27 protein-coding genes are annotated in these 26,893 nt (G+C 65.2%); 14 read left to right on the forward strand and 13 right to left on the reverse strand.

The window, feature by feature from the left end; all coding sequences use genetic code 11:
- Positions 1–144: 144 nt before the first annotated feature.
- Positions 145–1,041, reverse strand: a complete 897-nt coding sequence (locus tag J0O65_RS07985) for a methyltransferase domain-containing protein (protein WP_215405705.1) — start codon at positions 1,039–1,041, stop codon at positions 145–147.
- Positions 1,042–1,125: 84 nt separating this feature from the next.
- On the opposite strand from J0O65_RS07985, the gene J0O65_RS07990 reads away from it, so the two are divergent.
- Both J0O65_RS07990 and trmL read left to right on the forward strand, forming a co-directional pair.
- Positions 1,126–1,875, forward strand: coding sequence for a ComF family protein (locus J0O65_RS07990; protein WP_215405707.1), 750 nt, complete (start codon positions 1,126–1,128; stop codon positions 1,873–1,875).
- A gap of 42 nt (positions 1,876–1,917) precedes the next feature.
- Positions 1,918–2,388 (forward strand): tRNA (uridine(34)/cytosine(34)/5-carboxymethylaminomethyluridine(34)-2'-O)-methyltransferase TrmL, encoded by a 471-nt coding sequence (gene trmL, locus J0O65_RS07995; RefSeq protein WP_070258795.1) that lies wholly within the window; start codon positions 1,918–1,920, stop codon positions 2,386–2,388.
- 142 nt (positions 2,389–2,530) lie between these two features.
- On the opposite strand, the gene J0O65_RS08000 is transcribed toward trmL, so the two are convergent.
- The 8 genes from J0O65_RS08000 to J0O65_RS08035 all read right to left on the reverse strand — a co-directional run bounded on the left by J0O65_RS08000 (position 2,531) and on the right by J0O65_RS08035 (position 12,604).
- Positions 2,531–3,280 (reverse strand): hypothetical protein, encoded by a 750-nt coding sequence (locus tag J0O65_RS08000; protein WP_215405709.1) that lies wholly within the window; start codon positions 3,278–3,280, stop codon positions 2,531–2,533.
- Positions 3,281–3,297: 17 nt separating this feature from the next.
- Positions 3,298–4,509 carry a hypothetical protein gene (locus J0O65_RS08005; protein ID WP_215405711.1) on the reverse strand — a complete coding sequence of 404 codons (1,212 nt, stop codon included), beginning with the start codon at positions 4,507–4,509 and terminating at the stop codon, positions 3,298–3,300.
- Positions 4,510–4,550: 41 nt separating this feature from the next.
- The gene (locus J0O65_RS08010; RefSeq protein WP_215405713.1) at positions 4,551–8,252 is read right to left on the reverse strand and encodes a tubulin-like doman-containing protein; all 3,702 of its coding nucleotides are present in this window, start codon (positions 8,250–8,252) and stop codon (positions 4,551–4,553) included.
- A gap of 36 nt (positions 8,253–8,288) precedes the next feature.
- Positions 8,289–8,723: a hypothetical protein gene (locus J0O65_RS08015; protein ID WP_215405715.1), complete on the reverse strand. Its 435-nt coding sequence runs from the start codon at positions 8,721–8,723 to the stop codon at positions 8,289–8,291.
- A gap of 44 nt (positions 8,724–8,767) precedes the next feature.
- Positions 8,768–10,240: a hypothetical protein gene (locus J0O65_RS08020; protein WP_215405720.1), complete on the reverse strand. Its 1,473-nt coding sequence runs from the start codon at positions 10,238–10,240 to the stop codon at positions 8,768–8,770.
- A complete protein-coding gene (locus tag J0O65_RS08025) occupies positions 10,237–11,670 on the reverse strand; it encodes a hypothetical protein (RefSeq protein ID WP_215405721.1) in 1,434 nt (477 codons plus the stop codon). Before J0O65_RS08025 ends, J0O65_RS08020 begins: the two co-directional genes overlap by 4 nt.
- Before the next feature lie 178 nt (positions 11,671–11,848).
- Positions 11,849–12,331: a D-glycero-beta-D-manno-heptose 1-phosphate adenylyltransferase gene (gene rfaE2, locus J0O65_RS08030; protein ID WP_215405722.1), complete on the reverse strand. Its 483-nt coding sequence runs from the start codon at positions 12,329–12,331 to the stop codon at positions 11,849–11,851.
- A gap of 33 nt (positions 12,332–12,364) precedes the next feature.
- Positions 12,365–12,604, reverse strand: a complete 240-nt coding sequence (locus J0O65_RS08035; protein WP_215405724.1) for a DUF3717 domain-containing protein — start codon at positions 12,602–12,604, stop codon at positions 12,365–12,367.
- 134 nt (positions 12,605–12,738) lie between these two features.
- On the opposite strand from J0O65_RS08035, the gene J0O65_RS08040 reads away from it, so the two are divergent.
- The 8 genes from J0O65_RS08040 to J0O65_RS08075 all read left to right on the forward strand — a co-directional run bounded on the left by J0O65_RS08040 (position 12,739) and on the right by J0O65_RS08075 (position 17,995).
- Entirely contained in the window at positions 12,739–13,677 is a 939-nt protein-coding gene (locus J0O65_RS08040) for a hydrogen peroxide-inducible genes activator (protein WP_215405726.1), read from the forward strand.
- A gap of 77 nt (positions 13,678–13,754) precedes the next feature.
- A complete protein-coding gene (ubiA, locus tag J0O65_RS08045; protein WP_215405728.1) occupies positions 13,755–14,609 on the forward strand; it encodes a 4-hydroxybenzoate octaprenyltransferase in 855 nt (284 codons plus the stop codon).
- Positions 14,610–14,717: 108 nt separating this feature from the next.
- Positions 14,718–15,074, forward strand: a complete 357-nt coding sequence (locus tag J0O65_RS08050) for an ElaB/YgaM/YqjD family protein (protein ID WP_215405730.1) — start codon at positions 14,718–14,720, stop codon at positions 15,072–15,074.
- A gap of 47 nt (positions 15,075–15,121) precedes the next feature.
- A complete protein-coding gene (locus tag J0O65_RS08055) occupies positions 15,122–15,508 on the forward strand; it encodes a phage holin family protein (RefSeq protein ID WP_215405732.1) in 387 nt (128 codons plus the stop codon).
- Positions 15,505–15,852, forward strand: coding sequence for a hypothetical protein (locus tag J0O65_RS08060; RefSeq protein WP_215405734.1), 348 nt, complete (start codon positions 15,505–15,507; stop codon positions 15,850–15,852). Before J0O65_RS08055 ends, J0O65_RS08060 begins: the two co-directional genes overlap by 4 nt.
- Before the next feature lie 89 nt (positions 15,853–15,941).
- Entirely contained in the window at positions 15,942–16,499 is a 558-nt protein-coding gene (locus J0O65_RS08065; RefSeq protein ID WP_215405736.1) for a DUF3455 domain-containing protein, read from the forward strand.
- Positions 16,500–16,715: 216 nt separating this feature from the next.
- On the forward strand, positions 16,716–17,282 hold the full coding sequence (locus J0O65_RS08070) for a sigma-70 family RNA polymerase sigma factor (protein WP_215405738.1): 567 nt from the start codon (positions 16,716–16,718) through the stop codon (positions 17,280–17,282).
- Positions 17,279–17,995 (forward strand): anti-sigma factor, encoded by a 717-nt coding sequence (locus J0O65_RS08075; RefSeq protein ID WP_215405740.1) that lies wholly within the window; start codon positions 17,279–17,281, stop codon positions 17,993–17,995. Before J0O65_RS08070 ends, J0O65_RS08075 begins: the two co-directional genes overlap by 4 nt.
- Before the next feature lie 7 nt (positions 17,996–18,002).
- On the opposite strand, the gene proC is transcribed toward J0O65_RS08075, so the two are convergent.
- Positions 18,003–18,833, reverse strand: coding sequence for a pyrroline-5-carboxylate reductase (proC, locus tag J0O65_RS08080; RefSeq protein WP_215405742.1), 831 nt, complete (start codon positions 18,831–18,833; stop codon positions 18,003–18,005).
- Positions 18,834–18,851: 18 nt separating this feature from the next.
- A complete protein-coding gene (locus J0O65_RS08085; protein ID WP_215405744.1) occupies positions 18,852–19,553 on the reverse strand; it encodes a YggS family pyridoxal phosphate-dependent enzyme in 702 nt (233 codons plus the stop codon).
- 70 nt (positions 19,554–19,623) lie between these two features.
- Between J0O65_RS08085 and J0O65_RS08090 the strand changes: the two genes are divergently transcribed.
- The 4 genes from J0O65_RS08090 to J0O65_RS08105 all read left to right on the forward strand — a co-directional run bounded on the left by J0O65_RS08090 (position 19,624) and on the right by J0O65_RS08105 (position 24,593).
- Positions 19,624–20,667: a type IV pilus twitching motility protein PilT gene (locus tag J0O65_RS08090; RefSeq protein ID WP_215405746.1), complete on the forward strand. Its 1,044-nt coding sequence runs from the start codon at positions 19,624–19,626 to the stop codon at positions 20,665–20,667.
- Positions 20,668–20,670: 3 nt separating this feature from the next.
- Complete coding sequence (locus J0O65_RS08095) at positions 20,671–21,810, forward strand: PilT/PilU family type 4a pilus ATPase (RefSeq protein ID WP_215405747.1); 1,140 nt, start codon at positions 20,671–20,673, stop codon at positions 21,808–21,810.
- 1 nt (position 21,811) lies between these two features.
- The gene (locus J0O65_RS08100; RefSeq protein ID WP_215405749.1) at positions 21,812–22,297 is read left to right on the forward strand and encodes a glutathione peroxidase; all 486 of its coding nucleotides are present in this window, start codon (positions 21,812–21,814) and stop codon (positions 22,295–22,297) included.
- A gap of 190 nt (positions 22,298–22,487) precedes the next feature.
- On the forward strand, positions 22,488–24,593 hold the full coding sequence (locus J0O65_RS08105; protein WP_251373596.1) for a putative bifunctional diguanylate cyclase/phosphodiesterase: 2,106 nt from the start codon (positions 22,488–22,490) through the stop codon (positions 24,591–24,593).
- On the opposite strand, the gene glcF is transcribed toward J0O65_RS08105, so the two are convergent.
- Positions 24,586–25,824: a glycolate oxidase subunit GlcF gene (glcF, locus tag J0O65_RS08110; protein WP_215405753.1), complete on the reverse strand. Its 1,239-nt coding sequence runs from the start codon at positions 25,822–25,824 to the stop codon at positions 24,586–24,588. The genes J0O65_RS08105 and glcF overlap by 8 nt on opposite strands.
- Positions 25,825–25,828: 4 nt before the next feature.
- A complete protein-coding gene (gene glcE / locus J0O65_RS08115; protein WP_215405755.1) occupies positions 25,829–26,887 on the reverse strand; it encodes a glycolate oxidase subunit GlcE in 1,059 nt (352 codons plus the stop codon).
- Positions 26,888–26,893 lie beyond the last annotated feature (6 nt).

Below are 26,893 nucleotides of genomic sequence, written 5' to 3' on the forward strand. Positions count from 1 at the left end.
TCAACGATTATAATCAAGTAAACTTGAATCCATCAAGCAATAATCGGCTTTGTGCACGCCCTTCTCCCGGCCGCCGCGCGCTTTGCAACGCTTGCCGCGATGGCAATGCGCGGATGGCGACCAAGTGTCGGTTTCTTTGGCCTTTTATTTAGGTTTTCTGGGCAAGTCAAAACGGATGATCGCTTCGCCATTGCGCGTCACGCGCGGCGCGGGACGGAAGGCGTGGCCGTAGATCACCTCGAAACTCAGGCCCAGCTTGCCATCGGGACGGCGCGTCTTTTCCAGCGCGGCCAGCATGCGCCGCCAGGCCGCCTTGCCCATCAGGCCGCGCCGGCGCGTGGTCAGCGGGTTGCCGCCAAAGGCGCGCACGTCCGCCAGCAGTTTTTCCGCCGTGTCGTAGGTGACCGTGATGATTTCCATGTCCAGCACGGGCGTGGAAAAACCCGTCTCGACCAGCATGTCGCCAAAGTCGTGCATGTCGACGAAGGGCAAGGCATGCGGATACAAGTCCGCTTCGGCAAACGCGTCGCGCACTTCGCGGAAGGTGTCGGGGCCGAAGCAGGAAAACATCAGCAAGCCGTCGAGGCGCAGCGCGCGCCGCCACTCGGCGAACACGCGGTCGGGCTGGGCATGCCAGTGCAGCGCCAGGTTCGACCACACGAGGTCGACGCTGCCCTGCGCCAGCGGCAGATCGCCCAAGTCGCCGCACAACAAATCCACCCCCGCCTTGGCCGGCAGGAGCTTGCTGAGGAACTGATTCAGGCCGGCCAGTTTCGACGCGGGCGCGCGCGCCGCCTGCATCATCGCTTGCGCTGCATCGAGACCGATAATCTGCGCGGCGGGATAATCCTTGTGCAGTTGCGCCAGGTCCGCGCCGGGGCCGCAGCCGGCGTCGAGCACGCGATGCGGCGTGATCTTCACCAACTCCAGGCGCTCGTGCATGCGCTGCGATACTTCGCGGCGCAGGAAGTCCGATGGCGCGACGCGCGCCGGACGGGAAAAGAAATCGCGTACTTGCACCGCATCGATGGGCGCACTCATTTTGGGCGGACTGCTGGGAACTGGCATGTTGAAACCGGTGAGGTGAGATAATGTCGGCAGTGTACATGGAACGACGCCAACGCGATGCGGACCGCCACCCTGCACCAGCTTGATGCCGCCTGGCGGGCGCTGCGACTGTGGCTGGGCGCCACGGTGCTGCCGGCCCAATGCGCGCTGTGCGGCATGGGCTGCCCGGAAGCGCTGTGTTCGCCCTGCCGCGCGCAATACCTGGGTCTGCTGCGACCGCGCTGCCGCCAGTGCGCCAACCCGCTCGACGATGTGGCGCTGCTGTGCGGCCGCTGCGTGCGCCAGCGGCCCGCGTATGACGCCACCGTCACGGCGTTTGATTATGCGGCGCCCGTCGACCAGTTGCTGTTGCAGCTGAAATTCGGCGCGCGCCTGGCGCTGGCGCCCCTGCTGGCGCAACTGCTGCATGTTGCCATTCAGCAACATCAAGCATGGCAAGCGCCGCATCTGCTGTGCCCGGTGCCCTTGGGCCCGGCCCGGCTGGCCGAGCGGGGTTTTAATCAGGCGCTGGAAATTGCCCGTCCGCTGGCGCGCCTGCTGGACGTCCCTTTGCAGCCCCGGCTGGCGCTGCGCGTGCGCGACACACGGGCGCAAAGTGGCGTGGCGCCGCAGGAACGGCAAGCCAACCTGGCGCACGCGTTTGCCATCGCGCCGGAGCACGCGCCGTTATTGCAAGGATGCCATGTCGGCATCGTCGACGACGTGATGAGCAGCGGCCATACCGTCAACGCCCTGGCGGCAACCTGCAAGGGTGCGGGGGCGGCCAGGGTCAGCATACTGGTGGTGGCGCGCACGCCGCCACATTGAATTCGCTACAGATTCGTTACAGATATATATGAGGAGAGCATTTTGTTTCACGTTGTTTTGGTAGAACCTGAAATCCCGCCCAATACGGGCAACGTCATCCGCCTGTGCGCGAACACGGGCGCGCAGCTGCACCTGGTCGAACCGCTGGGCTTTCCGCTCGACGATGCCAAGATGAAACGCGCCGGCCTCGATTACCACGATTACGCCAAGATGAAGGTGCACAAGAACTGGGAGGCCTTCCTGGCCGACACCCAGCCCGACCCGGCCCGCATGTTCGCCATGACGACGCGCGGCTCGCGCCCGTTCGGCGACGTGGCCTTCCTGCCGGGCGACGTATTCGTGTTCGGCTCGGAAACGAAAGGCCTGGACCCGGCCCTGCGCGACGGCTTTCCGGCCGAGCAGCGCATCCGCCTGCCGATGCGCCCGGACAACCGCAGTCTGAACTTATCGAATACGGTGGCCGTCGTCGTGTATGAAGCGTGGCGCCAGCATGGATACCAGGGTGGCGCGTAGCTGACACCTCACCCAGTCTACTGCGCGGCGCGCTTTGCGGCCGGCGATGCTCGCGCTACTAAAGTAGCGCTGCGCTTCTCGGCCACAAATCATCGCCGCTCGCTACGACTGGATGAGATGTTGAGACTCCTGCAATCTCCCTTTACCGCTGCGCCAATTGCTGCGCTACGTCGCTATTGTCGTCCAGCATCACCAGCTGTGTGCGCAGGTCGCGCGTGGCGGCCAGCTTGCCGTTCACGTACAAATTCGTCTTGACGCCATACACGCCCTGCGACACGCCGGCCGGCAAGGTCAGCTCGAACGAGTTTTCAAAGCGCCCGCCCGACTTGTTGTTGCTGGCCAGGGCCTTCGAGCCGGACTTGAACGGCTGGCCTTGCGGATCGAGCACCACCAGCTCTTCGCGCACGTCGCTGACGCTTTGCGCGCTGCCGTTGACCAGCTCCACCACGGAATTCACCTTGAACGGCTGGCCGCGCTTGACGGTCGACGCGCTCAGCTGCGGCGTGTACGACACCACTTGCGGCTCGCGCGGCAGCGCGCCGCGTGCGCGGATATAGTCGCGGTCCGCCTGCGCCGCCGTCTTGGTCTGGCGCGAATTGACATTGATGGCCAGGCAACCGGCCGCCGCCAGGCCGCCGCCGATGGCCGCGCCCTTCAGCGCGCCATTCTTGCCGCCCGCCAGCGCGCCCAGCAGCGCCCCCACGGCCGCGCCGGCAGCGGCCGTCGCGCCCACGCTGCACGGGTCCTCATCCGTGGCCGCCTGGGCGCCGCCTTGTGGATAGGAACTGTCCTGGCGCACGCCGTTCGGGTTCATCGGCGCCGTGGCGCAGCCGGCCAGCATGGCCGCGATGGTCAGCGCAGCGGTGGCGCGCAAGGTAGTGTGATTCAGCATGGTGATTCCCCATAGAACTAGTTGATCGTTGTTTCCGTCTGCAGCACTTGCCGTTCCCGTTCGCGGATGCGGCGCGACAGATTGTCGATGCGCGCATTGCCTGGGTCGACGCGGCGCGCGCTTTCCAGATAGGTCTTGGCCGCATCGAACTTGCCTTCGTTCAAGGAACGCTCTGCATCGCGCAGGAACGATTGCGCCATCTCGTTGCGCATGGCCGCGCCATTGTCGACGGGCGCCGTTTCCAGCGGACGGCGTTCGACCACGGCTGGACGTTCGACCGCGCGCACGGGCGCCGCTTCCTGCTGTGCCGCCGTCGACACCGGCGCCGGCGTTGAAACGGCTGCGACCGCCGACAGCGCCTGGACGTCGGCCTTCAATTGCGGCAATTCCGCCGCTTCGCGGTCGATCGCTTCCAGCCGGGCGATGCCATTGCCCGCCGCCGTCGCATCCTTGCCATCGAGCGCCTGGCGCACCCCAACCAGCACGGACGCGGCCGCCGCCTGCTGGCGCGCCAGCTGCTTGCGCAAGGAATCCACGCTGGATGCGCCCGCGCAATCGGCGTCGAGCGCGGCGATGCCCTTGACGGCGCTTTGCAACTGGTGACCATCGATCGCGCGCTCGATGGCGCGCACGCTCCGCTGGCAACTGCCTGACGCGGCGCCCGCCTTGCCGATCGCCGCCTGCAAATCGTCCGCCTTGGCGCTGGACTTGCCGGTGCACACATTTTTTGCCGTCGCCAGCTTCTGGCGGGCGCCGTCCAGGCTGCCATCCGCTACCAACTTGAGGCCGCTATCGATGGCGTCATTGCAGGCCGATTCATTCTTGCCGCCCGGCTTGCCATTCATGTAGACGATGACGGCCGCCAGCACGGCGATGCCGCCCAGCCAGCGCAACCACTTGCGCGGCGCTGGCGGCGCTTCGTCCGGCGCCGGTGGCGCTGCCGGCACGGGCTTCGGCACGGCTTGCGGCTGCGCCGGTGCCGGCGCGGGAACCTGTACTGGCGCCGGTTTCGGCGGCGCTTTCGGTGCAGGCGCAGGCGCCACCGGCACGGGCGGCGGCTTGGGCGCTGGTGGCGGCGCTACTGGCGCAGGCGTCGGCGCGGACGCGGCCGGCAACGGCGGCGGCACGGCCGCGGCTGGCCGGGCAGCGCCAGCCTGCGCCTGCCCGCAGTACGGGCAATGGCTGACAACGGTCCACAGGCCCGTCTTGCATTTGTTGCAGATATCCAAAACTAATCCTTCATTCCAACGTCATTCCAGCATTCCGGCACTCAAGCCAGGGGCGGCGGCATCAACGGTGGCGGCGCGCTGAGGAACAAGGGCGCCAGTTCGGGGAACTGGGCCAGGTCGACCCAGGCCGGCAAGCCGGCGCGCCACACCTTGGTGGTGCCGGGTACGACCTGCCCCGCCTGCACGTACTGCACGATCTGTTGGGCCGTGAACGGTCCCTGCTGCTGGCCGTTAATGCCCAGGAAATACTGGTATTCCACCAGGGGCGGCGCCATGCCGCCCAGCGGTGGCGGCGCCATGCCGAATGCGGGTGCCGCCGGGGCGGCCGCCGCGGCGGCCGGGCGCAGCAATTGCTCGAGGCGACCCGCTTCCAGCATTTCCCCCTTGATCGCGTATTTCAAACGGGGCTGGCCGTCCGCTTCCGGTTCGCGCACTTCCCAGTCGTAGGCGTCGCCGTCGGAGTCGCCGATGACGTTCGCCCACTCCTTCAGCCGTCCCAGCAAGGCTTGCACCGTGCGGTCGAGCTCATCGCTGGCCATGCCCTTGCGGCGCGCCGACTCGCGCAGGCGCGCGCCCAGTTCGGCGGAAATGGCGCTGCCAAAGCCGACGTACGGCAGTTGCGAACCATCGGCCTGCGCCACCAGCTTGGGTGCATACACCGTGCGTTCATAGTATTTTGCCAGCGCCGCCATGGCGGCCGTCTGCACGGCGTCAAGCGCCGTCAATTTTTCCTCGATGCGCAGGGCGATATTTTTCTCGTACGAGGCCGGCATGCCGTTCTGGCGGATGGCCCGCTCGTTGCCGATGCGGCGCAAGTCGCCCGGCTCGACGGCGAACTGGTACTGGCCCGGCGGTACGACTCTGCCCGTGTGGCGCGTCAGCACGCCCAGCATGATCGCTTGCAGGAACTCGCCGAAATCTTCCGCCAGGCGCTTCATCTCGTCCGTGTTCGGCGCGATCGGGTGCGTGAATTGCGTCGGATCGATATGCGTGTGGGTCGGCGCCTTGTCGTTGTCGCCTTCCTTGCGATAGCTGGTGCGCCAGCCTTCCAGGCCGCGCAGCACCGTCATCGGCACGCCGGCCAGCTCGCAATAGCAGACGGCGCGCCCGCGGATGCCCGTCTCGACGATTTCCAGCTGGCTCACCGTGATGCCCACCTGGGTCGGCACGCACGATTCGAGCTCGGCGCCGAATTTCGCCTTGAAGGCGGCCGCGTTGGCCACGCCGATCACGCACTTGAACTGGTCCGACACGACCGTGAAGTCACCCGCCATGTTGGCGTCGATCCATGGCATGGAGCAGGCCAGCAGCTTGCGGAAGCGGTCCAGGCGTTCGGACACGTCCATCTGCTCGAGCGCCTCGAACAGGGGATCGGGCGTGCTCGTCGCGCCTTCCAACAGGCCCGCCGTGGCGATCATGTTCTCGGCCATGCGCGTCACCTTGGCCAGGATCAAGCCCCGTTGCGCCGGTTCGCCCAACATGGGGAACAGCGCTTTCGAGCCGCCCATGTCCTTGAACGCGTCATCGGCCCACTGGCGCAAGGTGGCCGCCGATGGCAGCGCGATGTCTTTTTCCGTGACGGGAATGACGATCAGGGTCGCGTGTTCCTTGTCCAGGTCTTTTTGCAGGATGGTATTGGCCGTTTTCAATTCGGCCAGCATGGCCAGCACGCCTTCGCGGCCCGATTGCAGCTCGCCCACCAGGCCATTCCACTGGGCGCGGCCTTGCGCGTCCACGCCGATCCGGTTGCCCAGCCAGCGCGACAGCTCGCCCAGCAGGATGACGGACTCGTCCGCTGCCTTGGCGCGCAGATGGAATTTCAGCGCATTCGCCATTTCCGTGCGCAAGTGATCCATCACCACGCCGGCCTGCTTTTCGCCATTGCTGAGGAAACCGAAGGTGCTGCGCGTCTGTTCCAGGTTATTCAACAGGCGCTCGTATTCGCGCGAACGCACGGCTTCCTTGATTTCGCGGTAGCGCTCGGCATTGTTGCCGATCTGCGCCGTCAAGCCGCTGCCCGGCGCCTCGATGCGGTCCTTGATCTGTTCCACCAGCGACAGCACGTATTCCAGGCCGCCGAATTCCTTGTTGTCCAGGTAGCCATACAGCTGGTCGCGCACGACTTTCTTGACGTCTTCCAGCACTTCGCGGCGGCGCTTGCTGATGCGGTCTTCCGTCGTGTCGGCCGTGGAATCCTGGTCGCGCACGGCGTCGCGTTCCAGGTGCTTCATGGCGTCGCGCACCTGCGCCGGCCATTCGCTGCGGTCGAAACCCGTGCGGATATCGTTGATGCGCGTGTTGACGCGGTTTTCCACGCCGGCCAGCAAGTGGCCGTGGCGGTCTTCCAGCAATTCATCGACGACGCGGAAATCGATGAAGTCGCCGCTGGAGCGCTTCAGTTCGATGCTCTTGTCGGAAAACTCGGGGAAATCGCTGAACGGCGTGCCTTTCAGGAACATATTAGCCGCGAGGAAATTATCGCGCTGCGTATCCGTGGCGCGGTTGGCGCCCGCATCCGTGCCGCCCACGCCGAAGAACGCTTGCAGCATGGCGCCGGCCCAGCGGTGGGCCCGCTCGTCGCGCGCCGCTTCCTGGCGCGTATCGAGCACGGCCATGCCGAACGAGGAGAAACGTTTCGAGAAATACAGGCGCATGTCGCCGAAGCGGTCTTGCGGCACGGGCGCGTTGTACAGCGAATTCTTGTGCTGCGCCTGGTTGACGGCGATCGAGCGCTTGGCGCGCGCGAAGTCGGCCGAGGCGAAATCCTCGAACAGCGAATCGGCCACCATGTGGTAGACGTCGCTGACATCCTTGGTGTGCTGCTGCGCCAGGTTGCCCGAATCGATCAGGTACACCTCGCTGTACGGCTCGCGCGTCAGTTCCGGACGGTCATATGCATCCCAGCGGCCCACATAGCCCTTGTTGCCCATCATGGCCGATTCCAGCTCCATCAGCGCCGCGTAGCCGTTGGCCTCGACCCGATCCTTGTTGGCCTTGGTGTAGCCGGTCGGCAAGAACAGCATCAGCTCGACGTCGGCCGCGCCCACTTCGCTGCGCGCCAGCCAGCGCGCCAGCAAGCCCATGTCGAGGAAGGAACCGGACCCCGTGCCGCCCGCCACGGAGCCGACGATGACGATGCGGAAACGGTTCGTTTCCATGCGCAAACCCAGTTCGGCCAGCTGGCGCTCGTGCGACAGGCCCGCCTTCAAGGCTTTCAGTTTCAAACGGATCTTGTCGCGGATCTTCGCGTACTTGTCGAAGAAATACAGGCGCGACACGGCGCGGATCTGGCCGGCGCCGCTGCTCATGTCGAAACGCAATTCGCGGATGCGCTGCGGTGTCAAGGGCAGCCATTCCTTAATGTGCGGATATTTCTCCAAGGAATCTTCATCACGGCTGTATTTGTCCATGTCGAACGATTCGACCACCTTGTCATCGTCCGTGAACTTCACCTGGTCGAACTGCAAGTCCTTCGCCTGCGACTCGCCGCTCTCGATCACGGCGCCATTGTCCAGGTCGAAATGGATGAATTGCGCGATGGGAAAGTCGGCCAAGCCCTCGATGCGCGTGCGCTTGCCCGCGCCGCCCCACAGGGTGTTGAGGATGCGCCGGCGCACGCGCATCAGCACCTGCATGCCCGTGCCGCCGATGCCGATGAACAGGGTCGGGCGCAGTTCGATGATCTTGTCCTGCTTGCGCTCGCTGGCGCCGCCGGTGATGGTTTGGTTCAGGTTCTCTGCCATGGTGATTCCTTCGATGATGCGTGCAACGGCGTGTGCTTAGCGGCGGCTGGAAGTAAAGGTCAACAGTAACGCGACCAGGCCCACCAGCACCAGCGGCCCCATGAACAATGGCGCGAGGAATTTATGCGCGTTCACGGCGGCCAGCACGACGCCCGTCGCCAGGCTGGCCAGGAAGATGAACAGCCACCAGCCCGAGGCATTGGCCTTGTTCGGCGGCACGCGCTTGGCCACCAGGCCATTCGCATAGGCATTCTTGGCAAAGAAAAAGGCTATGAACAGCAGCAACAGCACGACGCCGCCGACCAGGGTGTCGCGCGACGAGGTATCGGTCGTGCCGGCGGCGTCAAACGCGGGCGCCGCTTCGGTCGTTGCGGTGGCGGCGCTGGCCGCAGCGGCGTCCGCGGCGGGCGGTGCCGATGCCGGGGACGGCAAAGTGAAACCTGTATTGTCTTTTGGAGTGTCTTGCGCCATGGTATGCCTCTGATGGGTTTGAATAGTTTAAAAAGAAATACTTGTCAGGCCAGGCTCAAGGTATGGCCTTCGGCCACGCGCACGACGGCCGGCTTGCCCAGGCCACGCTTGAGTTCGCCAATCTCGCGGCCGTCATCGTCGCGGATCTGCACGCTCTTGAACGGTTTTAATAACACTTGCCGCTGCACGCCGTCGGCCATCACCTTGTAGCGCGCGGCGCGCGTGCTGACCAGGCCCAGCGCCAGCAAGCCCAGCACCAGCGCCAGCACGCCGCCCAGTATCACCAGCACGGGCAGCAGCGGATACTGTATGCGCACCAGCAACGGTATCGTCGCCTGCGACGCGCGCACGCTGTCGGGCGGCGTGAACATGCCTGAAATCGGATCGCCAGGGAACAGTTCCTGCAAATCCTTGCCGAAGCTGGACGCCAGCGCCAGCCGCTGTTCCGACAGGCCCACCTGCGCCCGCATCGGCAACAGCACCTGCTTGCCCATGGCGGCGATCGCCTGCGCCGACCACGGCGACGGGATCTGCGCCATCGGCAGCGCGAACTGCACTTGCACGGACTGGCTGGCGCCCGGCTGCAGCTGGCGGATCTGATCGGGCGCGACGTGCAGGGGCGCGTCCTGCCCGGCCAGGCTGGCGTGCACCCTGGCGCTGTCGATCACGTACGGGAAAAACATGTTTTGCAAGGATGCCTGCAACACCACTTGCGGCACCAGCTTGGCCGCATCGACGTCGAGCACGATGGTGCGCCCGTCGCGGTCCAGGCTGGCGTGCACATTGGCGCTGTTCTTGACGGACTGGGGCACGATGCGCACGGCATCCTGGTCCACCGGTTTCAAGCGCGCGGGCGGGCGCGTCAGCACCTGCGACAGCCGCCCTTCGGCCAGGATGCGGGTCAAGGCCTCGGAGGCCGGCTGGCCATACGCGAGCGCATACACCATCAAGCCCTTGGCGCTGTACAGCTTGCCCTGCACGGGCATGCGCAGCGGAAACACCACCGTCTTGGTGATCGACGGCTCCAGGTGCAGCAGGCGGTAAAAGTCGCGGTTGCGCTCGGCCGTCTGGCTGTCGTTGTTCGGGCTGTTCTTATTGTTGGTAAAGATCCACACGATGCCGGACGCGGACTGGAACGGGCCCGTGATGGTTTTTGTCACGGCTTCCTGGAAGTCCGTGTCGGCCAGCGCGCCGCCGCTCTTGCGCGCCAGGCCGAGATGGGCCAGCTGGCCCGCCACGCCGGCGCCGCCCTGCCCCTGCCCGATCAGCGCGGGCGACACATTGCTGCCGCTGCTCTGGCTGAAGGCCAGGGTATACACTTTGTCGGACGGGCTCGTGGCAGCCTGCGCCACGGCGCCCACCAGGGCTTTCAGCTGCGAATGCTCATCCGTGTAGAACGGCTCCATCCAGCCCGAATTTTGCACGAGAAAAGCTTGCTGGATGCCGGCCGCCTGCACGCCGACTGCACTGACACTGAGTAAAGCGGCGCAGGCCGCGATCAGGACGCGCGCCTTCATGCCTGCAAGGCCCAGCCATCGATGCGCGACAGCAGCGGGTGATACGCCCACAGCGTGCCTTCGTGCACAAACAGGCGCAGGCGCCACGGTTCGCTGACGGCGAAGGTATGAAACACGGTTTCGCGCAACTCGTCGTCCTGCACCAGCTGCGCCGCCAGGCGCTCGTTCGAGCGCAGCACGCTCGACAGGCCGGCGCTGGTGGCGAACTTCACGCCGAAGACGCTGTTGCCGGCATTCGATTCGAGCAGCGGCATGACGGCCTGGTTCTTGCCGCCATCGTCGCCGTGTTCCGGCTCTTCCCACGGCGCCGTTTTCAGCTTGGTGGCGAAGCGGTAATTGAAGCTGCCCGAACACAGGCGCGGCGCCAGCGCGTCGGCCCGTTCGGACTGCGCGCCCAGCTTCACGTAGACATAGGTGCCGCGGCTGCGCTCGAAGCACAGCTGCCACAGTCCCCCATCGCGCGACACGTACGGGCTGCCGAATTCGAAATGCGGCACCAGTCCTTCGGGCCACGGCGTAAACGAAGCGGCCACGTTGCCGTCCGGCTGCAGCTGCAAGCGCAGCTGGCCGTTGGCGCAAGGCCAGACGGCCATGCGGTTGTAGGCGACGGGCGCGCTGACGGCGCCCAGGTCAAGCAGGCCGTCGAGCAGCACGTCGCTGCCCGGCTTTTGTTGCGCGTCCAGGTTGACGAAGCGGAGGCGGCCGTCGTCGTCGCGCAGGGGCGCCCACAGGCGGTTCTGGAACCAGACGGGCGCGGCCGCGCACGGCGCGCCGCCCACGTGCTCGACCACGTAGGTCAGCGAAGGCACGTCGGGACGGATGCAGGCGAGGCCGTGGCTGGTCGGCAAGACCAGCACGCTATTGAACTCCGGCACCAGCTCGGCGCGCCAGGCGCCATGGGCCAGGTCCGATTCGGCCAGCAAGCTGCCATAGTCGGGGTCCAGCGCCAGCCAGCGTTTCGAGGCGGGCAACCAGGCGTGCAAGACGGCCTTGCGCGGGTCGAGCGCCAGCAGCGCGGGCGCGCCGGTGCCGAACCGGGCGGAAAAGAATTCGTATTCGCCGGGCGGCGGCATGGGCAGCGAGGCATCGGCCTGCGCATGCTCTTCGCGCGCGCGCTGGTCGGCCAGTTTCAGGGGCACGCTGGCCTGGCGCAAGCCGGCCGGGCCGGCCGGCGGCACGTCGCTGACGGGATGAGCGCCGTAGGGCGGCACCCAGGGCGGCGTGGCGGCCGTGTCGGGCGGCACTTGCAAGGCCGTGCCCGACGCGGGGTCGAACGCGAACTCGGGCGGCAACTCCCGCACGGGCGCGCCGGCGGCCGCGGGCAGGCGCCGCGCGAGCATCAGCTTGCCGATATCGGCATGGCTCACCAAGGGCGAGACGTTCTGGCCGTCCGCGCTGCGCTGCATGGTCCACGCGCCCTCGTCATCCACATGCCAGACGCCGGAAGGCAGTGGCCAATCCCCAGAAGTTTTATGATCCATTTATTTTCTATGACAAGCAATGCATATCAGACGGTGTAACGCGCTGGGGCTGTCGCAACGAAGTCGCAGCCCTGGCAGTTCTCATAGTAACGTCTTTTTATCTGTATGGAAACATTGACGACGTTCCTCAGCCCTGCTGCGCCCGCACTTTCGTCAACAGCTTGGTGGTCGAGCGGTCATGCTCGAAATCGATGGCCACGGCCTGGCCGCCATATGCCAGCACGGCCTTGCCTTCCGGAATGGCCGACATGTCGTAGTCGCCGCCCTTGGCATAGATTTCCGGGCGGACTTCCTGCACCACTTCCAGGGCACTGTCTTGCGAGAACGGCACGACCAGGCTCACCGCTTCCAGCGCGGCCAGCACGGCCATGCGGTCTTCGCAGTTGTTCAGGGGACGGTCGTCGCCCTTGCCCAGTCGTTTCACTGAGGCATCAGTATTCACGGCAACGACCAGCGAGGCGCCCAGCGCGCGCGCCTGCGCCAGATAGGTCACGTGGCCGCGGTGCAGGATGTCGAACACGCCGTTCGTCACCACCACCGGTTTCGGCAGCGCCGCGGCGCGGGCGCGCAGTTCGTCACGACCGCACAGTTTGTTTTCAAAATCAGGCATGGCACTCTCTTGTTGGGTTAAATATGGCCGCCCTCAGGCGTGGCTATCGCCTTGGATGCCGCCGGCATCCCTGCGCCAGGCGTCGATCAGGGCCACGACGGCCGGGTCCAGGGCCTCTTCGGCGATGTGATCTTGCCGGTAATAAATCATCAGCGCATACACGCCGGCCAGGCGGCTGACGGCTGGCGACAGCGCATATTCATTGCCGCGCGCCGGCTGCCTGGCTCGCCAATAATTGATCGCCGCTTCCAGCGCCTGCATCCGCAGTTCCATCGCCCTCTCCTTGCACCGCCCGGTCCCGCATTATAGGGGGCGATCCGCTACAATACGCCATCGGCGCCACAGTTTCACGTTTGCGCCACCTTTCATTCATTGCAAGTAAGTACTTCCTGTGTTTCAATCACCCTATGACACTGACTGAACTGAAATATATCGTTGCAGTCGCGCGAGCGAAGCACTTCGGCCATGCCGCCGAAGCCTGCTTCGTTGCCCAGCCCACCCTGTCAGTGGCCATCAAGAAACTCGAAGACGAATTGGGCGTGGTCCTGTTCGAACGGGGCGGCGCGGAAATCTCCGTCACGCCCCTGGGCGCGCAGATCATCGCGCAAGCCGAGCGCGTGCTGGAACAGACGGCCGCCATCAAGGAACTCGCCAAGCAAAACAAGGACCCGCTGGCCGGCCCCCTGCGCCTGGGCGTGATCTACACGATCGGGCCCTACCTGCTGCCGCCCCTGGTCAAGGCCATGATAGACCAGGTACCGCAAATGCCCTTGATCTTGCAGGAAAACTTCACGGTTCGCCTGCTCGAATTGCTGCGCCAGGGCGAACTGGACGTGGCCATCATGGCCCTGCCGCTGCCCGAACACGGCATGGCCATGCAGGCACTGTATGACGAACCGTTCGTCGTCGCCATGCCGCGCCACCATCCATGGACGGCGCGCGCAAAAATCGCCGCGCAAGACCTGAAATCGGAAACCATGCTGCTGCTGGGCAACGGCCACTGCTTCCGCGACCAGGTACTGGAAGTGTGCCCCGAGATGGCGCGTTTTTCCTCGCCCGGCAACGGCATGCAGCGCACGTTTGAAGGTTCCTCATTGGAAACCATCCGCCACATGGTGGCCAGCGGCATCGGCCTGACGGTCTTGCCGCGCGCCTCCGTCGCCAATATGCACGCCACCGACGGCATGCTCGCATACCGGCCCTTCGCCGACCCCGTGCCCTCGCGCCGGGTGGTAATGCTGTGGCGCAAGAGTTTTACGCGCAAGGCGGCCATCGACGCCCTGTGCGCGGCTATCGCCAGCTGTAACTTGCCTGGCATTACCCCCTTGTGCGAAGACGACGACTAGCGCCCCAGGCGCAAAATAGTACATTGACATACTATTTGCGATAATCGACCTTTCTCTTCAACAAGATCGAGTCTTCCATGAACAAGCTGGCGCTGTATTTCCGCCTGATACGGCTGGACAAGCCTATCGGTACCGTATTGCTGCTGTGGCCCACCCTGTGCGCGCTATGGCTGGCGCAGCAGGGCGTGCCGGACTGGCGGCTGCTGCTCATCTTTACCCTCGGCACTTTCCTGATGCGCTCGGCAGGCTGCGCCATCAACGACTACGCCGACCAGGATATCGACAAGTTCGTCAAGCGCACGGCCGAGCGTCCCATCACCAGCGGACGCATCAGCGGCAAGGAAGCGCTGGCCGTGGCCGGCGTGCTCACCGTGCTGGCCTTTTGCCTGATCCTGCCCCTGAATGCGCTGACCAGGCAATTGTCCGTGGCCGCCGTCATCATCGCCGGCACCTATCCCTATTTCAAGCGCTTCTTTGCCATCCCGCAAGCCTACCTGGGCATCGCCTTCGGCTTCGGCATCCCCATGGGCTTTGCGGCCATCACGGATGCCGTGCCCGTCGTCGCCTGGCTACTGCTGCTGGGCAATGTCTTCTGGGCCGTTGCCTACGACACGGAGTATGCGATGGTCGACCGCGACGACGACTTAAAAATCGGCATCAAGACGTCGGCCATCACTTTCGGCCGCTACGACGTGGCCATCGTCATGTTCTGCTATGCCGTTTTCCTGCTGCTGTGGCTGGCATGCGGCTGGTACCTGGGCTTGCGCTACTGGTACGTCGCGGGCTTGCTGGTGGCGGCCGGCTGCGCCGTTTACCACTACACCCTGATCCGCGCACGCGAGCGGATGCCGTGTTTTGCGGCATTCCGGCATAATAACTGGCTAGGAGCAGCGGTGTTTGCGGGCGTGGTACTGGACTTTGCGTTCCGTTAAGCAATGATTCATGCGCCGTAGCAGCCCTTGAGGCGGCGCAAGCCCCGCCTGGCCGCAGCTGCCTACACTGGTATTTCACTGTGCAGTTTCACTTCCATGAGGTAATACATGAGCTCGATACATACCGGAAAATCCAGCAGCGACAACATCCTCGCCGACGCCGACAAGGCGCGCGACAAACTGGTCGGCGACTTGAAAACCGTCATCAATGAAGCGGAAGGCTGGCTCGATGGCGCCAAGGATCAGACGGGCGAGAGTGTCAAGGCCGTCAAGGACAAGTTCATCGCCACCCTGGAAACGGCCAAGAAAGACTTGATCAAGCTGGAAGAAGACTTGCTCGAACGCACCAAGAAGGCGGCCAAGGCCACCGACGAATACGTGCAGGACAACCCATGGAAAGCCGTCGGCGCGGGCGCCGTCGTGGGCGTGCTGTTCGGCCTGCTGCTTTCCTCGTCACGCCGCTAGCTAGCACCGACGGCGCAAGCCGTCTCCCCTGACGCGAAAGGCAGCATATGGCTATCCTGCACCATGTCGCCCAAGTCGCAGCGACCCTCGCCGCCATCGTCCAGACCCGTCTGGCCCTGGCGGCCGTGGAAATGGAAGAAGAGTCGCTGCGCTTCCTGTCCTATCTGGCACTGGCCATGCTGGCACTGTTGTGCCTGTTTGTCGGCCTCGTCTTGATCGTGTTCCTCGTCATCGTCTTATTCTGGGACACGCACCGCATCGCCGCCATCGCCATCACGGCCGCCGTCTTCATCGGCGCCGCCATCGCCACCCTGCTGGGCGTGCGCGCCAGCTTCCGCAGCAAGCCGAAACTGCTGTCCTTCACACTTTCCGAACTGAACAAAGACCTGGACGAGCTGCAACTGCTGGCGCGCCGGGGAGCGGAGCGGCCATGACCACGCATCCCACCAAGTTGTCGCATGTCCACACGGCCGCCAGCCTGGCGCAGCGGCGCGACGCGCTGCTGGCCGAATGCGCGCTGCAGCGCCTGGCCCTGGGCGTGCAGACGCGCCAGTTGCTGGAACCGCTAACGGGCGGCAACTTGCGCCACACCCTGGCCACGCGTTTTAAAATTCCCCTGATGCTGGGGGGCGCCGTGCTGGGCCTGGCATTGGTGCGTCCGCGCCGCATCCTGCCGCTGTTGCGGGCCAGCGGCGCGCTGCTCAAGCACGCGACGACCGCCCTGCCCGTCGTGCTGGCGCTGTCGCGGCGGTTCAGCAAGAAAGACACGCCGCCGTAAACTATTTTTATCTGGCTGCATCCAAATGGCCGGCCCATGCGTAGTAATGGTATCAACCAGCCGGTTGAGCCAACTACCAGGAGTTCGCCATGCTTGCCACCATCGCCCCACGCCATACCGCCCCTACACTCACCGTACTGTGCGCCGCCCTGCTCGTGGCCGCCTGCGCCCCCATGAGCGCCCGCTATTCGCAGGAACAATTGCCGAACGCCGTCAAGGTGCCCGATGGCCACCAAGTCGCCATGCAGACGGTGGGCGTGGGCAAGATCGCCTACGAATGCAAGGCGAAAAAAGACATGACGGGCCATGAATGGGTCTTCGTGGGGCCGGACGCGGCCTTGAACGACCGCGGTGGCATGCAAGTGGGCACGTATGCCGGCCCACCCGCCACCTGGGCCAGCCTGGACGGCTCGAAAGTGACGGCGACGCAAGTGGCCGTGGCGCCGGCCGGCGCGGGCAACATCCCGTATCAGCTGGTAAAAGCCAACCCGGCCACCGGCAGCGGCGCCATGCAGGGCGTCAGCTACATCCAGCGCGTGGCCACCAGCGGCGGCGTGGCGCCCAGCAGCCCCTGCGGCATGGACACCGTTGGCGTCAAGCAATGGGTGCCCTATCAAGCCGATTATATCTTCTGGAAAGCCGCATGAACACACCTATCAGAACCTACTGCGCGTCGTGATAGGCGGCCTGCGATGCTCACCGTACTAGAGTACGGTTGCGCTTCTTAGCCACCTCTCCCTTCCGCTCGCTACGGTTTTGCTAGGCGTTGTAAAACAGGAAAACAACGGTTGGCAAGCGGGTTTCTGGCCTATACTTGGCATGAAAAACTTGCTAACCGTTCACTCTTGACGATTGCGCCAACCTTGCCAGCCCAAGCCGCCCCTTACGATTACGATGCCGCCCTGCGCGCCTGCGCCCGGGGCGAACAGCAGGCATTGCACGGCCTGTACCAACAGGAAAGCCGCTACCTGCTGGGCGTGGCCCTGCGCATCGTGCGCCAGCGGGCACTGGCCGAAGACGTGCTGCACGACGCCTTCCTGAATATCTGGCGCCGCGCCGGCAGTTTCGACGCCACGCGCGGCAGCGGCAAGGGCTGGATCTATGTGGTGGTGCGGCACCAGGCGCTGAACGTGGCGCGCGCCCGCGCGCATGAAGTATCGGCCGACGAGGATACCGTGGAAACCCTGCTGCACCAACGCCAAGGCGACGATGCCGACGCCACCTCGGACGCCTACGCCCTGCAGGCGAACATGGGCAAGCTGCACGATTGCCTCGGCCACCTGGACGAACCCAAGCGCAACAGCATCCTGTACGCCTATGTCGATGGCTGTTCCCACAGTGAAATTGCGCAGCGCCTGCAAGCGCCGCTGGGCACCGTCAAGGCATGGGTCAAGCGGGGCCTGGCCGCCTTGCGGGAGTGCATGGGATGATCGATAGCGACGAGCAATTGCAACGGCTGGCCAGCGAATACGTGCTGGGCACCTTGGCGCTGGCCGAGCGTACGAAAGTGGAGCAGCGCCTGCCGCGCGACGCCGCCTTGCGCGACGCCGTCGATGCCTGGGAACGGCGTCTGCTGCCCTTGACGACGCTGGCGCCGCCCGCAACACCGTCCGCGCAACTGTGGCCGCGCATCAGCGCCAGCCTGTTGACGCCATCGGCCGTGCGGCAGGCGGGCGGCTGGCGGGCGTGGTGGAACAGCCTGGCCTTCTGGCGAGTGCTGGCCGGCGGCGGGCTGGCGGCCACGGCCGCGCTGGCCGTGCTGGTGAGCGTGCAGCTGCAAGCGCCAAGCGGACCCGGCTACCTGGTGGTGCTGGTGGCGCCGCAGGATAAATCGCCGGGCTGGATCGTGCAGGCGGGCGGACGCGGCGGCAAGAACCGCGACCTGAGCCTGATCCCGCTGGGGCCGACGGCCGTGCCGCAACAAAAAGCGCTGCAATTCTGGACCAAGGGCAAGGACTGGGGCGCGCCTGTCTCGCTGGGCCTGGTCAAGCCGGGGCAGAGCCTCAAGCTGACCCTGGACAAGCTGCCGCCGCTGCAGCCGGAACAGCTGTTTGAAATCACGCTGGAACCGGAGACGGGCTCACCCACGGGCCGGCCGACGGGGCCGGTGCTTTACATCGGCCGCGCCGTGAAGGTGATGTAAGCCGAACTTATTTGCCCAGCTCGTCTCCCATCTCGCGTCCGCGCTGCGCGGCCGCCTTGATGCCCTTGACGATGGCCGCCTTCACGCCGCTCTCTTCCATGCTGGTGAGCGCCGCATACGTCGTCCCGCCTTTCGACGTGACCCGCTCGCGCAGCAGCGACACGGGCTCGCTGGAGTTCGCCGCCAGTTGCGCCGCGCCCGTAAACGTGGCAATGGCCAGCTGCGTGCCCTGCTCCGGCGTCAAGCCCAGCTCGGCGGCGGCCTGCTGCATCGCTTCGATAAAGTAAAACACGTAGGCGGGACCGCTGCCGGACACGGCCGTCACGGGGTCGATCTTCGCTTCGTCAGCCAGCCAGACGGTCTGGCCGACGGCGCGCAGGATGGCGTCCGCCATTTTTTTCTGTTCCTCGCTCACGCCGTCGCTGGCCACCATGCCCGTGATGCCCATGCCGATCAGGGCCGGCGTGTTCGGCATGCAGCGCACGATGGCGCGATAATCACCGAGCCAGCGCGACAGATCCGCGGCGCGGATGCCGGCCGCGATCGACAGGATCAATGGCGCCCGCTCCCCGTCGAGGAAGGGCAGCAATTGCGCCGCCACCTCGCGCATGCTTTGCGGCTTGACGGCCAGCACGATCACGTCCACGCCGCGCAGCGCGTCGCCGGCCGCTGGCGCCGTCGTGACGCCGAACTGCGCCTGCAGTTTTTCCAGCGCGGGCGCATGCGGGTCGATCACGTGGATGTTGCCGCCCAGGGTCAGCTTGCCTGCCAGGCCGGCGATCAGGGCCGCCGCCATGTTGCCGCCGCCCACGAAGGCGATGTTCAATTCTGTCGTCATGGTGATTCTTTCTATTAGTTAGGAATAATGGCGGGAACCGAAAATGGCGCTGCCCACGCGCACGATGGTGGCGCCTTCCAGCACGGCGGCGCGCAAGTCGGCCGACATGCCCATCGACAGGGTGTCGAGCGCCAGCCCGTCCGCCTTCAATTGTTCGTACAGCGCGCGCAATTGCGCAAAGGCCCGGCGCTGGAGGGCGACATCCGTTTCCGGCTCGGGAATGGCCATCAGGCCGCGCAGGCGCAGACGGGGCAGCCGCGCCACGGCATGCGCCAGCGCCGGCAAGTCAGCCGGCGTCACGCCGCTCTTGCTGGCTTCGCCGCTGATATTGACTTGCAGGCAGATATTCAAGTCCGGCAAGCCGGCCGGGCGCTGCCCGGACAGGCGCGCGGCGATCTTTTCCCGTTCCACCGTATGCACCCAGTCAAAATGTTCGGCGATGGGGCGCGTCTTGTTGCTCTGGATGGGGCCGATGAAGTGCCATGCCGGAGCGTGCTGCGGCGCGGCCTCCTTCACAAAGGCGATCTTGTCGAGCGCTTCCTGCAGATAGTTTTCGCCGAACGCCGCCTGGCCCGCGCGCATGGCTGCCAGCACGGCGTCCGCGCCGAAGGTTTTCGAGACGGCCAGCAGGGTCACGTCACCAGGGGCGCGCCGCGCCTCCAGGGCCGCCTGCGCAATACTGTCGCGCACGGCTTGCAAGTTCTGTTCGATTGTGGACATAATCATTTTCTAGTGTATAGGGGCGGCGGCACGGTGCGCCAGCCCATCAATGCAGGCACAGGGATTATAAATGGACATCTCCGAACTACTCGCTTTCTCCGTCAGCAACAAGGCTTCCGACCTGCACCTGTCTGCCGGCCTGCCGCCGATGATACGGGTCAACGGCGACGTGCGCCGCCTGAACGTGGCGCCGCTCGAGCACAAGGAAGTGCACGGCATGATCTACGACATCATGAACGACAGCCAGCGCAAGGCGTATGAAGAAGCGCTGGAATGCGATTTCTCGTTCGAAATTCCCGGCCTGGCCCGCTTCCGCGTCAACGCCTACAACCAGGAACGCGGCGCCTCGGCCGTGCTGCGCACGATTCCATCGAAGGTGCTGACCCTGGAAGACCTGAACGCGCCGCGCATCTTCGGCGAGCTGGCCATGCGTCCGCGGGGCCTCGTGCTGGTGACGGGCCCGACGGGTTCGGGCAAGTCGACCACCCTGGCGGCCATGGTGAACCACGTCAACGAGCGCCTGAATCACCACATTCTGACCATCGAAGACCCGATCGAGTTCGTGCATGAACCGAAGAAATGCCTGATCAACCAGCGCGAAGTGGGTTCGCACACGCATTCGTTCAGCAACGCGCTGCGCTCGGCCCTGCGCGAAGACCCGGACGTGATTTTGGTGGGCGAATTGCGCGACCTGGAAACCATCCGCCTGGCCTTGACGGCGGCCGAGACGGGCCACCTCGTGTTCGGCACCCTGCACACCTCGTCGGCGGCCAAATCGATCGACCGCATCATCGACGTCTTTCCCGCCGAGGAAAAGGAAATGGTGCGCGCCATGCTGTCCGAATCCTTGCAAGCCGTCATCTCGCAGAACTTGCTCAAAACCAAGGACGGCGCGGGCCGCGTGGCCGCCCATGAAATCATGCTGGCCACGCCGGCCGTGCGCAACCTGATCCGCGAAGCGAAAGTGGCGCAGATGTATTCGGCCATCCAGACGGGCAGCAACGTGGGCATGCAGACGCTGGACCAGTGCCTCGCCGACCTGGTGCGGCGCGGCACGATCTCGGCGGAAACGGCCCGATCGGCCGCCAAGTCGCCTGAAAACTTCCCCGGATAAGCCATGCAGACGACGCACGAACACTATGGCGCCATGCACGCGCTGCTGGCGCAGATGCGCGCACAAGGCGGCTCCGACCTGTTCATCACGGCCGGCTTTCCCGCCGCCATCAAGCTCGACGGCAAGCTGACGCCGCTGGCGGGCGGCGCGCTCACCGCGCAACAGGCGGCCGGCTACGTGCGCGCCGTCATGAACGCGCGCCAGGCGGCCGAGTTCGAGTCCAGCCGCGAAGCCAATTTCGCCATCAGCCCGGAAGGACTGGGGCGTTTCCGCGTCTCCGCCTTCGTGCAGATGGGCCAGGCAGGTATGGTCTTGCGGTTGATCAATACCGCCATCCCCACCCTGGAGGGACTCGGTTTACCCGCCATTCTGCAAGACATCGTGATGAGCAAACGGGGCCTCGTCATCATGGTGGGCGCCACGGGCTGCGGCAAGTCGACCACCCTGGCCGCCATGGTGGGCCACCGCAACGCGCACAGCCATGGCCACATCATCACCATCGAAGACCCCGTGGAATTCATCCATCCGCACGGCAACTGCATCGTCACGCAGCGCGAAGTGGGCGTCGATACGGACGACTGGGCCACGGCCCTGAAAAACACCCTGCGCCAGGCGCCCGACGTGATCCAGATCGGCGAAATCCGCGACCGCGACACGATGGACCACGCCATTGCATTCGCCGAGACGGGCCATCTGTGCCTGGCGACCTTGCACGCGAACAATGCCAACCAGGCGCTCGACCGCATCATCAATTTCTTCCCCGAAGAGCGGCGCCAGCAGCTGCTGATGGATCTGTCGCTGAATTTGAAGGGCATGATTTCGCAGCGCCTGATCCCCAACAAGGAAGGCGGCGGGCGCAAGGCGGCGCTGGAAATCCTGCTCAACTCGCCGCTGATGAGCGACCTGATCTTCAAAGGCCAGGTGCACGAGATCAAGGAACTGATGAAGAAATCGCACGAACATGGCATGCAAACCTTCGACCAGGCCCTGTTCGACCTGCATGAAGCGGGCGCCATCAGCCATGAAGACGCGCTGCGCAATGCGGACTCCGTCAACGACCTGCGCCTGGCGATCAAACTCAAGGGCGCAATGGCGCCGGAACCGGCCCCGCAAACGGGCGCCACCACACTGGGACTCCTCTGACATGAGCAGCATCCACGATTTCCAGGCCGAGGCGCTGGACGGCGCGCCGATCGACCTGGCGCAATACAGGGGCAAGGTACTGCTGATCGTCAACACGGCCAGCGCCTGCGGTTTCACGCCGCAATACCAGGGGCTCGAAGCGCTGTACCGCGAATTCCACGAGCAGGGCCTGGTCGTGCTGGGTTTTCCCTGCAATCAATTCCGCCAGCAGGAACCGGGCTCGAACGCACAGATCGGCGCCTTTTGCGAAAAAAACTTCGGCGTCACCTTTCCCCTGTTTGCCAAGATCGACGTGAATGGCCCGCACACCCATCCCCTGTTTGCGCATTTAAAACAGGCGGCGCCCGGCATCTTGGGCACGCAGTCGATCAAATGGAATTTCACCAAGTTTTTGGTGCGCAAGGATGGCAGCGTGTTTCGCCGCTATGCGACGACCAGCAAGCCGGCCAGCCTGGCGGCCGACATTCGGCAATTGCTACAGGAATAGCGATTCAACGATTTGATTAAAAACAATAATCGCCGAAATCAAGCTATCCGCATTTATTTCATGCTTGATATCAATATTGTGTTTCCAATAGCAAATTTCGGTGATAATGTTTGCATAATTATTTGCAGATATCGATCAAAAAACGATGCCAGTCTTTGGGAAAATAATATCGTCATGGATGCGGATGGGCATGTATTCCCGCCTCTTCACTCCTATTTTCTTCCTGATACTCGCCGTTTCCGCCGTTCGCTATCACGCCCTGCTCGGTACGGAAACGGCGCTGGCCAATGCGCGCTACCAGAGCGAAGCGCGGCAACTCGACCTGTTCCTGGCCAATAGCGTGCTGCCGCTGGCCGTGCACGCGGACCGGCTGGCGGTGCACGACAGCGTGCGGCAAGTGCTGCGCAGCGCCCTGCCGCTGAACCGCAGTCTCGCCTCCGCGCGCTGGGACACGGCTGGCGGGCACGTCGAGGTGCTGGCCGACGGCAAACTGGCCGACACCCTGGCCGACGGCGCGCCGGCCTGGTTCGCGCGCCTGGCCGGCATCACGGCCATCCGCAGCCGCCTGACCGTGGCGCTGCCGGACGGCGGCGATGGCATCCTCGACCTGCACTACACGCCCAGCCTGCCCCTGGCGCAGGTGTGGCACAGGGTGCGCGAGCAGGCCGTTCTCAGCACCATCAATATCGTGCTGGTCTTCCTCCTGCTGGGCTTGATCCTGGCGTCGCACCGCAAGCTGCTGGCGCGTTTCGTGCACGCGACCGACCGCTTCCGCGAAGGCAACTTTGCCGTGCGCCTGGCCGCCGGCGCCACGCCCGAGGCGCTAGCCGTGTCGCAGTCGTTCAACGGCATGGCCGGCGATATCGAACAATTGTTGAACTCGTTGAAGACCAGCCAGCGCCAGCTGGGCGAACAGCTGAACGAAACCGTGCACATGCAGCAGGCGCTGCAAAAGCTGTCGTGGCAAAACTACAATGACGTGCTGACGGGCTTACCCAACCGTGCCGCGCTGGCCGCCCGCTTCGAACAGGAACTGTTCCTCGCGCGCGAACGCCAGCGCCTGCTGGCCGTCTGCCTGTTCGACCTCGACCACTTCCAGGCCATCAACGACCGCTACGGCGCCGAGGCGGGCGATGAAATCCTCAAGCAGGTGGCCGGCCGCCTGCACGGCTTTACGGGCCAGGTCCATTATGCGGCGCGCCTGGGGGGCGATGAATTCGTCATGCTGCTGTGCGGCCAGGCCAGCATCGCCAGCATCGAACAGAACATCACCCAATTGATGCAGGAACTGAGCCGCCCCTACCAGTGCGACCAGCAGGCGCTGCACATGACGGCCAGTGTCGGCATCGCCGTCTACGCGGGCAAGGACTTGAATACGGAAAGCCTGCTGCGCCACGCCGACCACGCCGTCTACCAGGCAAAACTGACGGGACGCAACCAGTATCATTTCTTCGACACCAATCTCGATGAAGAAGTGCGCACCCACCACAACCAGCGCACGGAAGTGCGCCAGGCCCTGATCAATGGCGAACTGCGGCTGTACTACCAGCCCAAGGTGAACATGCGCGCCGGCACGGTGGTGGGCATGGAGGCGCTGTTGCGCTGGCAGCATCCGCGCCGCGGCGTGCTGGCGCCGGCGCAATTCCTGCCGCTGGTGGAACAGACGGATCTGATCATCGACATCGGCGAATGGGTGCTGCGCCAGGCCCTGTGGCAGATGCAGCGCTGGAGCGCGGCAGGCAAGCATTGGGTGGTCAGCGTGAATATCGCGGCGCGCCACTTCCAGCAACCCGACTTCGTCTCGCGCCTGGAAAGCATCCTCGGCGAATTTCCCGGCGTGCGCGCCAGCATGCTGGAACTGGAAATCCTCGAATCGTCGGCCCTGCACGACATCGAGGACGTGCGCCGCATCATCCGCGCCTGCCAGGCGCTGGGCATCACCTTCGCCCTCGACGATTTCGGCACCGGCTACTCGTCGATGTCCTATTTAAAACGCCTGCCGGCGAACATCGTCAAGATCGACCAAAGCTTCGTGCGCAACATGCTCAACGACCGCGACGACCTGCACCTGGTGCGGGCCGTCATCGGCCTGGCCCGTTCCTTCAGCCTGACGGTGATCGCCGAAGGCGTGGAAAGCGTCGAACATGGCGCGCGCCTGATCCAGCTGGGCTGCGACCTGGCGCAAGGCTACGGCATCGCCCGCCCCATGCCGGCCGACGCCGTGCTGGAGTGGGCGAACAATTTCATCCCGGCGCCGCAGTGGCGCATCGCGCAGTACAGCGAAACGCCTATTTGACGGACGTCAAGGCCGAGTCGATCAACTCGATCCAGTGCCGCACGGGCGTCTGCGTGCCCGACTGCAGGTGGCTCAGGCAGCCGATATTGGCCGACACGATCATCTGCGGCTCGCACGCTTCCAGGTTCGCCACCTTGTTGTCGCGCAGCTGCTGCGACAGCGCCGGTTGCAGGATCGAGTACGTGCCCGCCGAGCCGCAGCACAGATGGCTGTCGGCGCACAGGCGCACATCGACGCCGACGGCGCGCAGCACCTGCTCCACCTTGCCGCGCACCTGCTGGCCATGCTGCAGGGTGCAAGGCGGGTGGTACGCCACCCGCTTGCCGATGCGCCCTTGCAGCAGCGCCACCAGCTCGTTTTCAAACGCCGGCATGATCTCGGACAGATCGCGCGTCAGTGCGGCGATGCGCCGCGCCTTCTCCGCATACTGCGCGTCGTGCGCCAGCAGGTGGCCGTATTCCTTGACGGTGGCGCCGCAGCCGGACGCCGTCATGACGATGGCCTCGGCGCTGTCCACGCAGTCTACGTAAGGCCACCAGGCGTCGATATTGCGGCGCATGTCGTCCAGCGCCGCTTCCTGGTCGTTCAGGTGATGGCGCAGCGCGCCGCAGCAGCCGGCCTTCGGCGCGACAACCAGCTGCACGCCCAGGGCGTCCAACACGCGCGCCGTGGCCGCGTTGATGTTGGGCGACATGGCCGGCTGCACGCAGCCGTCGAGCAGCAGCATGGTGCGCGCGTGCCGGCGCGCGGGCCATGCGCCGGCGGCGGCGCCCGGGCGCAATTTGTCCTGCAAGCCTTTCGACAGCAGCGGCCGCAGCGCCTGTCCCGCCTTGTACACGGGCTTAAACAGCCAGCGGCGCGGCAAGGCTTCCTTCAGGGCGAAGCGCAGCGCCCGCTCGCGCAAGGGGCGCTGCACGCGCTGCTCGACGACGTTGCGGCCGATGTCGACCAGGCGCCCGTACTGCACCCCGGAGGGGCAGGTCGACTCGCAATTGCGGCAGGTCAGGCAGCGGTCCAGGTGCGTCTGCGTCTTGGCCGTGACGGGCGCGCCTTCGAGCACCTGCTTGATCAGGTAGATGCGGCCACGCGGGCCATCGAGTTCATCGCCCAGCAACTGGTAGGTGGGACAGGTGGCCGTGCAAAAGCCGCAATGCACGCAGGCGCGCAGGATGGCTTCGGCTTCGTCGCCTGCCGGCGTATTCTTGATGAAATCGGCGAGATTGGTTTGCATGCGCTCAAGTCATTCTGTGCGGGTTGAAGATGCCGGCCGGGTCGAAAGCCTGCCGCAGGCGCTGGTGGATTTTTTCAACGGCCGGCGCCAGCGGATGGAACACGCCCACGGCCTTGTCGCCGCCGCGGAACAGGGTGGCGTGGCCGCCCGAGGCAGCGACGGCCTGGCGGATGTGCCGGGCGCCGTCCGCATCGGCGTCGCCATCGAGCTTGAGCCAGCGCTGCGCCCCGCCCCACTCGATCAGCTGGCGCCCTTTCAGTATCATGGCGCTGGCGTGCGGCGGCAGCGACAGGCGCCACAGGCTGCCGGCGCCCGCGAAGAAAGCGTGCGTCTGTTCGCGCACGGACACCCAGAAGGCGGCCGCGTCTTCGGCTGTCAGCACTTCGCCGCCCAGCGCGCGCAGCGCCGCCGACACGGCCGCCTCGGCGCCGGACAAGCGCACCGTCAACACGCCGTCATGCCAGCAGCTGGCCGATATCGGCAGCGGCTTGCCCGCCCATTCATTGAGCATGCGCAAGGCGGCGATTTCCGCGCACTCCAGGCGCAAGGTCGCTTCGCGCAGCGGCAAGGGCAGCACCTTCAGCGACACTTCCAGGATCAGGCCCAGGGTGCCCAGGGAGCCCGCCAGCAGGCGCGAGACATCGTAGCCGGCCACGTTCTTCATGACCTGCCCGCCGAAGGCCAGGCGCTCGCCATGGCCATCCATCAGCACGGCGCCCAGCACGAAATCACGCAGCGCGCCCGCGCTGGCCCGGCGCGGCCCGGACAGCGCGCTGGCGACGACGCCGCCGACCGTGGCGCCGTGGCCGAAGTGCGGCGGCTCGAAGGCCAGCATCTGCTTGCGCGCGGCCAGCGCCGCCTCGATCTCGGCCAGCGGCGTGCCGCAGCGGGCCGTGATCACCAGTTCCGTCGGTTCATAGTCGATGATGCCCGCATACGCGCGCGTGTCGAGCACCTCGCCATCGAGTCGCTGGCCATACCAGTCTTTCGTGCCGCCGCCGCGCAGGCGCAAGGGCTCGCCCGCCGCGCCGGCGGCCTGGATCTGCTGCCTGAATTGTTCCATGATCGC

This window comes from Janthinobacterium sp. JC611 (assembly GCF_018682595.1).
Taxonomy (GTDB): Bacteria; Pseudomonadota; Gammaproteobacteria; order Burkholderiales; family Burkholderiaceae_D; genus Janthinobacterium.

Excerpts from the sequence above, each read along its gene's own strand:
- J0O65_RS07985 (WP_215405705.1), bottom strand. The coding sequence starts at position 1,041 with ATGAGTGCGCCCATCGATGCGGTGCAAGTACGCGATTTCTTTTCCCGT.
- J0O65_RS07990 (WP_215405707.1), top strand. The coding sequence starts at position 1,126 with ATGCGGACCGCCACCCTGCACCAGCTTGATGCCGCCTGGCGGGCGCTG.
- J0O65_RS08000 (WP_215405709.1), bottom strand. The coding sequence starts at position 3,280 with ATGCTGAATCACACTACCTTGCGCGCCACCGCTGCGCTGACCATCGCG.
- J0O65_RS08010 (WP_215405713.1), bottom strand. The coding sequence starts at position 8,252 with ATGGCAGAGAACCTGAACCAAACCATCACCGGCGGCGCCAGCGAGCGC.
- J0O65_RS08015 (WP_215405715.1), bottom strand. The coding sequence starts at position 8,723 with ATGGCGCAAGACACTCCAAAAGACAATACAGGTTTCACTTTGCCGTCC.
- J0O65_RS08020 (WP_215405720.1), bottom strand. The coding sequence starts at position 10,240 with ATGAAGGCGCGCGTCCTGATCGCGGCCTGCGCCGCTTTACTCAGTGTC.
- rfaE2 (WP_215405722.1), bottom strand. The coding sequence starts at position 12,331 with ATGCCTGATTTTGAAAACAAACTGTGCGGTCGTGACGAACTGCGCGCC.
- J0O65_RS08035 (WP_215405724.1), bottom strand. The coding sequence starts at position 12,604 with ATGGAACTGCGGATGCAGGCGCTGGAAGCGGCGATCAATTATTGGCGA.
- J0O65_RS08040 (WP_215405726.1), top strand. The coding sequence starts at position 12,739 with ATGACACTGACTGAACTGAAATATATCGTTGCAGTCGCGCGAGCGAAG.
- ubiA (WP_215405728.1), top strand. The coding sequence starts at position 13,755 with ATGAACAAGCTGGCGCTGTATTTCCGCCTGATACGGCTGGACAAGCCT.
- J0O65_RS08050 (WP_215405730.1), top strand. The coding sequence starts at position 14,718 with ATGAGCTCGATACATACCGGAAAATCCAGCAGCGACAACATCCTCGCC.
- J0O65_RS08055 (WP_215405732.1), top strand. The coding sequence starts at position 15,122 with ATGGCTATCCTGCACCATGTCGCCCAAGTCGCAGCGACCCTCGCCGCC.
- J0O65_RS08060 (WP_215405734.1), top strand. The coding sequence starts at position 15,505 with ATGACCACGCATCCCACCAAGTTGTCGCATGTCCACACGGCCGCCAGC.
- J0O65_RS08065 (WP_215405736.1), top strand. The coding sequence starts at position 15,942 with ATGCTTGCCACCATCGCCCCACGCCATACCGCCCCTACACTCACCGTA.
- J0O65_RS08075 (WP_215405740.1), top strand. The coding sequence starts at position 17,279 with ATGATCGATAGCGACGAGCAATTGCAACGGCTGGCCAGCGAATACGTG.
- proC (WP_215405742.1), bottom strand. The coding sequence starts at position 18,833 with ATGACGACAGAATTGAACATCGCCTTCGTGGGCGGCGGCAACATGGCG.
- J0O65_RS08085 (WP_215405744.1), bottom strand. The coding sequence starts at position 19,553 with ATGTCCACAATCGAACAGAACTTGCAAGCCGTGCGCGACAGTATTGCG.
- J0O65_RS08090 (WP_215405746.1), top strand. The coding sequence starts at position 19,624 with ATGGACATCTCCGAACTACTCGCTTTCTCCGTCAGCAACAAGGCTTCC.
- J0O65_RS08095 (WP_215405747.1), top strand. The coding sequence starts at position 20,671 with ATGCAGACGACGCACGAACACTATGGCGCCATGCACGCGCTGCTGGCG.
- J0O65_RS08100 (WP_215405749.1), top strand. The coding sequence starts at position 21,812 with ATGAGCAGCATCCACGATTTCCAGGCCGAGGCGCTGGACGGCGCGCCG.
- J0O65_RS08105 (WP_251373596.1), top strand. The coding sequence starts at position 22,488 with ATGTATTCCCGCCTCTTCACTCCTATTTTCTTCCTGATACTCGCCGTT.
- glcF (WP_215405753.1), bottom strand. The coding sequence starts at position 25,824 with ATGCAAACCAATCTCGCCGATTTCATCAAGAATACGCCGGCAGGCGAC.
- glcE (WP_215405755.1), bottom strand. The coding sequence starts at position 26,887 with ATGGAACAATTCAGGCAGCAGATCCAGGCCGCCGGCGCGGCGGGCGAG.